The organism is Paracoccus aestuariivivens (assembly GCF_009711225.1).
In the GTDB taxonomy this organism is placed as follows: domain Bacteria; phylum Pseudomonadota; class Alphaproteobacteria; order Rhodobacterales; family Rhodobacteraceae; genus Paracoccus; species Paracoccus aestuariivivens.
The window spans coordinates 20,287-27,327 of sequence record NZ_WMIE01000028.1; the positions used below are offsets into that span (position 1 = coordinate 20,287).

At 60.4% G+C, this 7,041-nt stretch carries 5 protein-coding genes and 2 pseudogenes; 4 read left to right on the top strand and 3 right to left on the bottom strand.

Annotation, left to right across the window (positions count from 1 at the left end):
• Positions 1 to 23 precede the first annotated feature (23 nt).
• Both GL286_RS20720 and GL286_RS22990 read right to left on the bottom strand, forming a co-directional pair.
• The gene (locus tag GL286_RS20720) at positions 24 to 1,253 is read right to left on the bottom strand and encodes an ROK family transcriptional regulator (RefSeq protein WP_155097476.1); all 1,230 of its coding nucleotides are present in this window, start codon (positions 1,251 to 1,253) and stop codon (positions 24 to 26) included.
• 41 nt (positions 1,254 to 1,294) lie between these two features.
• The gene (locus tag GL286_RS22990) at positions 1,295 to 1,405 is read right to left on the bottom strand and encodes an RbsD/FucU domain-containing protein (protein WP_425496107.1); all 111 of its coding nucleotides are present in this window, start codon (positions 1,403 to 1,405) and stop codon (positions 1,295 to 1,297) included.
• A gap of 391 nt (positions 1,406 to 1,796) precedes the next feature.
• On the opposite strand from GL286_RS22990, the gene GL286_RS20730 reads away from it, so the two are divergent.
• The 4 genes and pseudogenes from GL286_RS20730 (at position 1,797) to GL286_RS20745 (ending at position 5,595) form a co-directional block, all read left to right on the top strand.
• A complete protein-coding gene (locus GL286_RS20730) occupies positions 1,797 to 2,816 on the top strand; it encodes a sugar ABC transporter substrate-binding protein (protein ID WP_155097477.1) in 1,020 nt (339 codons plus the stop codon).
• A gap of 88 nt (positions 2,817 to 2,904) precedes the next feature.
• Positions 2,905 to 4,005 (top strand): ABC transporter permease, encoded by a 1,101-nt coding sequence (locus GL286_RS20735; RefSeq protein WP_155097478.1) that lies wholly within the window; start codon positions 2,905 to 2,907, stop codon positions 4,003 to 4,005.
• The gene (locus tag GL286_RS20740; RefSeq protein WP_211596458.1) at positions 4,002 to 4,784 is read left to right on the top strand and encodes an ATP-binding cassette domain-containing protein; all 783 of its coding nucleotides are present in this window, start codon (positions 4,002 to 4,004) and stop codon (positions 4,782 to 4,784) included. Before GL286_RS20735 ends, GL286_RS20740 begins: the two co-directional genes overlap by 4 nt.
• A gap of 255 nt (positions 4,785 to 5,039) precedes the next feature.
• A pseudogene (locus GL286_RS20745) lies at positions 5,040 to 5,595 on the top strand (IS6 family transposase).
• A 168-nt stretch (positions 5,596 to 5,763) separates the two neighbouring features.
• Here GL286_RS20745 and GL286_RS20750 read toward each other — a convergent pair.
• Positions 5,764 to 6,759 (bottom strand): annotated as a pseudogene (locus tag GL286_RS20750) (IS481 family transposase).
• Positions 6,760 to 7,041 lie beyond the last annotated feature (282 nt).

The window sequence follows — 7,041 nt, forward strand, 5'->3', positions numbered from 1 at the left end:
GTTTGATCCATCGAAAACACCGGTCAGCGGGCGAGAAGTGCCGCCTCGGGGTCGGTAAGGAAACGCGCGGCCAAGGGAACGGCGGCCGCACCAAGCGCACGGGCATCCGGTCCGACCGTGCCCGCGCGGATCATTGGTCGCGCCAACCCGGCTAGATCCATTCCGCTCAGTGCCAGATCGGTACGGCGCACGATTTCGGCACGAATCTCGGCGGGCAACCAGCCGTCGATCATCACATGCTCAAGCTCCAGCAGGGCCGCCGCTGAAAGCATGGCCGATGCGAGGCCCGAGGCAGCTGCATTCATCCAGTCATCCAGCAGGTCCTCGGGCAAGTCCCATGCCAATGGCCGGTCCCAGAGCAGTTCCGAGGACAGGCCGCGCGCCTCGATCCGTCGTGCCAGTGGCCAGAGGGAGGCTTCGGACATCAACCGCACCGGACGGCCTCCGATGCCAGGAACCGGCATCGTGCCGACCCCCGCAGCATTTCCGGTGCGTCCAGTGAACAACCGCCCATTCAGTACCAGCCCGCCGCCGATGAAATAGCCGAAGTAGAAATACAGAAAATCCCGTGGTTTTTCGCCTGTGCCAAAGATCAACTCGGCCCCGCAGGCGGCCGAGGCGTCGTTCTGGACAAAGACCGGCAGGCCGGTTACTGCGGCCAATTCGCGCTCAAGATCGAGGCTGCGCCAGGCATCCATCTCGGTCTGGGGCGCGCCGATATATTCAACCCATGACCAAAGCTGGTAGGGCATGGCGACACCCAGCCCGACGACGCGTGTGCGCTGCGCGGACGTCAGGTCCGAGGTCAGTTCCGGCAGGGCCCCACTTACAAAATCGATTATCGCGCGCGGCGTCGGCCAAGGATAGATCCTCCGCAGCTTTCGCCGTATCCGCCCCAGAAAATCCAGCAGGACCAGATCGGCCGAGCGGCGTCCGAGTTTCAGTCCAAGAAAGAAAGCCCCCTCCGGAGCAAGCGACATCGGCACCGAAGGCTGACCGACGCGCCCGCGCTGCGGCTCACCCCGCAGCAGAAATCCGTCTTGCTCGAGTTCGCGCATGATCACGCTGACGGTTTGGGCCGAAAGGCCGGTGATACGCGCGATGTCGGATTTTGCTTGCGGCCCTTGGCTGCGCAGAAGCGACAGGACCAGACGCTCGTTATGCTCGCGCATGCCGGATTGGTTGGTGCCGCGGTTGAGCGCGGCAAGTGCGGTCTCGCCCCCGTTCTGCTCTGCGATCGCGTCCTCAGCCATGCCCTTCCCTCCCTTGCCTGCCGAGCGTTTCGGCGCCCTTATTACCCCGCCTGTTCCGGCAGTTCCTTCGCGGTTATCACGCCCTTCCGCAGGATGATATTGGCGAAAACTGCGATCTCGCCAGTAGCGACAACGGTAAAAACGGCACGGATCCGGAGACTGTGTTTCGCGCCGGAAACGGCCTACACGGTGGGATGTTGCCGTGCCCATCCGCGCGCCTGAGCCGCGCGGCCTGTGCCTCGGTGGAGTATTCTCCAAGGGGAATCTCGTCGTCACGTCCCAGCGAGCGCAGATCATAAAGCAGATCCGGTCCCAGCAGGGGTGGCAATCCGAACAGCATGGCTGGCCTCGTACGCATTCGCGCGACTGCTTGAGCACGCCTTGGCAGAATGTCGGGACCAGTGAGCCGCGTCAATAATAATTCAATGTGATTTATTTATTGACGCGATAGGGGAGAATCGGTTTTCCTGCATGCAGCGAGGCGGGAGGAAATGCCGCGCTGAGGATGGACGGGGCGCGGACCGCCCCTTGGGAGGGACTAATATGAAATTCGCTAAAGCCGCCCTTCTGGGCGCAGCGTCGCTTGCCCTGATGTCGGGTGCCGCCTTGGCCGAGGATGTCTCGGCCTGCCTGATCACCAAGACCGACACCAACCCCTTCTTTGTAAAGATGAAGGAGGGAGCGACCGCCAAAGCCCAAGAGTTGGGAGTGGCGCTGAAAACCTATGCCGGCAAGGTCGATGGCGACCATGAAAGCCAGGTCGCCGCCATCGAGGCCTGTGTCGCGGATGGTGCCAAGGGGATCTTGATCACCGCCTCGGACACCAAGGCCATCGTTGATTCCGTCAAGGCAGCGCGCGAGGCGGGCGTGCTGGTGATCGCGCTCGACACGCCCCTTGACCCGATCGACGCCGCCGATGCCACATTCGCCACCGACAACTTCAAGGCTGGCGAGTTGATCGGCCAATGGGCCAAAACGACGATGGGTGACGCGGCAGCCAATGCCAAGATCGCGCTGCTGGATCTGGCGATCAGCCAGCCTTCGGTCGACGTGCTGCGCGACCAGGGTTTCCTGAAAGGCTTCGGGGTTGAATTGGGCGATCCGAACAAGTGGGGCGACGAGAGCGATCCGCGCATCGTCGGTCATGAGGTCACCTCCGGTAACGAGGAAGGCGGACTGAAGGCGATGGAGGCCCTTCTCGCCAAGGATGGTGACATCAACATGGTCTATACCATAAACGAGCCTGCAGCGGCGGGAGCCTATGAGGCGCTGAAGGCCGCCGGCAAGGACAGCGGCGTGTTGATCGTTTCGGTCGACGGCGGCTGCCCCGGGGTCAAGGACGTGAAGGAAGGCGTGATCGGAGCCACCTCTCAGCAATATCCACTGCTGATGGCATCGAAGGGGATCGAAGCGATTGCCGCCTTCGCCAAGGATGGTAGCAAGCCAGCGCCAACCGAAGGCAAGGATTTCTTCGACACCGGCGTGACGCTGATCACTGACAAGCCGGCCTCGGGGGTCGATTCGATCGACTCAGCCAAGGGTCTGGAACTGTGCTGGGGCTGATCCCCGGCTGATCCGAGAACCCGCAGGGGGCGGTCTCCGCCCTCTCGCGCAATCGGCCCGCATTCGCCGGGCCCCAGCGGAGGGCAAGATGTCCAACGATGCCAAGACCGTCTCGGAGGCCTATGAATCCGGCCTGACCGGTGCCTCCGAGAGGGTGGCCGAGTTCCACGAGAAAGACAGCCCATTGAAACGGTTGCAGCATTGGCTGCACACCACGCCCTCGGCTGTGCCAATGATCGTGCTGCTTTTGGCCCTGCTGTTCTTCGGCTTCGCCACCAGCAATTTCTTCAAGGCGGGTACGCTGTCGACCATCCTTCAGCAGATCGCCATCGTCGGCATTCTGGGTTGTGCGCAGACGCTGGTGGTACTAACCGCCGGGATCGACCTTTCGGTCGGTGCAATCGCGGTCTTTTCCTCAGTGCTGATGGGGCAGTTCACCTTTCGCTACGGCATTCCGGCCCCGCTCTCGATCATCCTCGGACTTGGGCTCGGTACCTTGATGGGGGCGATGAATGGCTTCCTGATCGCCAGAATCAAGCTGCCCCCTTTCATCGTGACTTTGGGCACGTGGCAAATTCTGCTGGCCGCGAATTTCATCTATTCCGCGAATGAGACGATCCGCTCTTCCGATATCGAGGCGCAGGCCCCTGCCTTACGTTTCTGGGGCAATGACATTGTCTTCTTCGCCGACGCCGCCGTGAAGAACTCGGGCGTGAAGGTGCTTTACGCCGTCTTCCTGATGATCGTTCTGGTTGCAGTCATGGCTTACGTCCTCCGCCACACCGCTTGGGGCAGGCATGTCTATGCGACCGGGGACGATCCGCAGGCCGCTGCACTGGCGGGTGTGCCGACCGGTAGGGTGCTGATCCAAGTCTATGCCTTGGCAGGGCTTTTCTGCGCCATTGCAGGCTGGGTCATGATCGGCCGATTTGGCTCGGTCTCGCCCACCGCCTCGACCGGGCAGCTTGGTAATATCCAATCCATTACGGCAGTGGTGATCGGCGGCATCAGCCTTTTCGGTGGCCGCGGCTCGATTATAGGCATGTTCTTCGGCGCTCTAATCGTCGGAGTATTCGAGATGGGTCTGCGCCTTATCGGCACCGATCCGCAATGGACCTTCTTCCTGATCGGCGTTCTGATCATCCTTGCAGTCGCCGTGGACCAATGGATCAGAAAGGCTTCAGCATGACCACGGAACCCATCCTCAAGGCGCGCGGTTTGGTGAAGCGCTATGGCAAGGTGACCGCGCTCGACGAATGCGATTTCGACCTGATGCCCGGTGAGATCCTCGCTGTGATCGGCGACAATGGCGCGGGTAAGTCCAGCCTGATCAAGGCAATCTCGGGTGCCATCCTGCCCGATGACGGCAAGATCTGGCTGGAGGGACGCGATGTCATCTTCCGCAACCCGATTGAAGCGCGCGAGGCTGGCATCGAAACGGTCTACCAGACCCTCGCCATGTCACCCGCGCTGTCGATCGCCGATAATATGTTCATGGGACGGGAACTGCGCAAACCGGGCTTCATCGGCAAGTACTTCCGCAAGCTCGACCGTCCGGCGATGGAGAAATTCGCCCGCGAGAAGCTGAACGAGTTGGGGCTGATGACGATCCAGAACATTAACCAGGCGGTCGAGACCCTTTCCGGCGGCCAGCGTCAGGGCGTCGCGGTAGCCCGCGCGGCGGCCTTTGGCTCGAAGGTGGTGATCCTCGACGAGCCGACGGCGGCGCTGGGGGTCAAGGAATCGCGCCGGGTGCTCGAGTTGATCCGGGACGTGCGCAAGCGCGGTATCCCGATCATCCTGATCAGCCACAACATGCCGCATGTATTCGAGATCGCCGACCGCATTCACATCCACCGCCTTGGCCGCAGGCTTTGCGTAATACGACCGCAGGACTATACCATGTCCGACGCGGTGGCCTTCATGACCGGAGCAAAGCTGCCCGAAGGCGTCACCGAGGCCGCGTGAAAGCCCCACACCTGATCACGCTTGCGTCTGGCCCTCGCGTCGGAGTGGAATACGATCGCAACTTCCGCAAGCGAGGTTGATCCGTCAAAGGTTCAGCGCAAGCAATGCCTACGTATGACCTGCGGGTCGACGTCTACGCCGGTCCAGTGTCTGATGCCTAAGACACTGGTTCCAGCGCAAACATCTAACGGCCTTATGCGTCGAACGGCATTCGCTATGTCGTGCCCGTTACAGGCGATGAGAGGGTAACGTGCGATGATCGACTTCAAGCGCAACCGCTACCCGGATTCCGTGATGCTCTGTCGCGTTCTTCTACGTCCGCTACGCTGTTTCCTACCGCGATCTGGAAGAAATTTTGGCTGAGAGTGGCGTGGCTGTCGATCATGCGGCGCTGAACTGATGGGTATTGAAATACGCCACTGCTCGCGGCCTAAGCAGCAAAGCTGCAATGGATCGTTCCTGACGCATGGATGAGACGTACATCAAGTTGCAAGGGTCGTTGGTGCTATCTCTACCGAGCTGTCGACAAGCGTGGCGCGAACATGGCGGGCTGGACAACATGAATATCGTGCTGATCTTGGCCGGATGGTATTGGCTGATCGAAAGCCTGCAGGTGCAGTATCTGAACAATATCATCAAGCAGAGCCATCGGTTCTTCAGAAGGTTAACCCGACTGATATTGGGCTTCAAATGAATTTTATCTGCACACGACGCTCTGGTCGGGATCGAAACGACCAAACTGATCCGCAAGCGCCAGCTTACCGCAGGCGGTAACACTGCCCTTCAACAGTTCGTAACTCTCGCGAGATAAGTACGCCCAGCCAGAGGGTTGTCCCCAACCCGCGCTGAAGTTTGCGACAGAACCCGTATTTTCTCAACTGCATGGGGCACTCCTGTTGAGAGGGTGCAAAAGGCCGACCTGCAGGCCAGAGTTTGCCTACGGATAACTTGCGACGACTTGACCGGCCGGAGTTCCGGGCTAGGTGTTCAGTCCCGGCATCTGGTGGATCGGGTTCTGGATGAATCTGTCGGGCTCAGATGTCCATATCTTGCAGATGCATTCGTATGGGGTGAGGCCGCTGAGGGTCTTGAGCCGGCGAGCAAAGTTGTAGGCCGCTTGAAGTCTGCGAGGTGCGTTCGCAACTGGTCGTGGCTTTCGGAGTGGAAGCGTTTGACGGTGGCCTCCTTGATCGTGCGGTTCATGCGTTCGACCTGGCCGTTGGTCCAGGGATGGTTGGGTTTGGTCAGGCGGTGCTCAATTCCATTTGCCTCACAGATCATGTCGAAGCGCATCGGCCGGGAGTAGATGGTGTTCCGGTTCCGAGGCTGCTCTGCGAACCGGATTCCGTTGTCGGTGAGAATGGTGTGAATCTGGTAGGGCACGGCTTCGAGCATATGCTGAAGGAACTCCCAGGCCGTCTTCCTATCGGCTTTATCGACGAGTTGGGTCACGGCGAACTTGCTCGTGCGGTCGATGCCGACGAACAGATATAGTTTGCCTTCAGCGGTCTGCACCTCGGCGATGTCGATGTGAAAGAAACCGATCGGGTAGCGCTTGAACTTCGACCGCTTCGGCTTGTCACCATCCACATCAGGCAGGCGCGAGATGCCATGCCGTTGCAGGCACCGATGCAGCGCAAATCGCGTCAGGTGGGAGATCGAGGGCTGCAGTGCGTAAAGGCAATCGTCCAGCGGCAGAAGTGTATGGCGCCGGAACGCCACGATCGCCGCCTCCTCATCCCCGGACAGAACCGTCGAGCGTGGGTCGGATGGTCCGGTCTTCATATCCTCAACCGTCGCGCGCTTGCGCCATTCCGCAACGGTCTTGGGGTTGATGCCCAACTCCCTGCTTAGTTGCGCGAGCGAAGCTTGCGATCATTCGGGCCGGCCCTCGGACCGGTGGCGGGCTGGCCCTCATTATTGCTGCTCGGACAGCGTGCGTGGTCGTGGCGCTTCCGTGACGAACTTGTCCCATAGGGCATCTTCCATGCCAAAGAAAGGATCGCACCATCAAACCGTGGGATCAAACAACTAGGCTCAGGGCACGTTCCATAGCCAGAACATCACCGTTGCTGCGAGGGCGATGGCTGGGACGAGGGTCTCTGGTCGTCGGTGTTATCGTGTATCGACTGACCTGCCCCCCGGAAGGTCCCTGGGTTTAATGTAGAGTTTGCTTCGCCGCGAAGGAGCAGACGACATGAGGAAAAGCCGCTTCACCGATGAGGAGGGAACCGTGGCGCCTGATGGCACCGCGTAA

Bases quoted from the DNA above. Each gene is read 5' to 3' on its own strand.
- GL286_RS20730 (WP_155097477.1), top strand. From the start codon at position 1,797: ATGAAATTCGCTAAAGCCGCCCTTCTGGGCGCAGCGTCGCTTGCCCTG.
- GL286_RS20735 (WP_155097478.1), top strand. From the start codon at position 2,905: ATGTCCAACGATGCCAAGACCGTCTCGGAGGCCTATGAATCCGGCCTG.
- GL286_RS20720 (WP_155097476.1), bottom strand. From the start codon at position 1,253: ATGGCTGAGGACGCGATCGCAGAGCAGAACGGGGGCGAGACCGCACTT.
- GL286_RS20740 (WP_211596458.1), top strand. From the start codon at position 4,002: ATGACCACGGAACCCATCCTCAAGGCGCGCGGTTTGGTGAAGCGCTAT.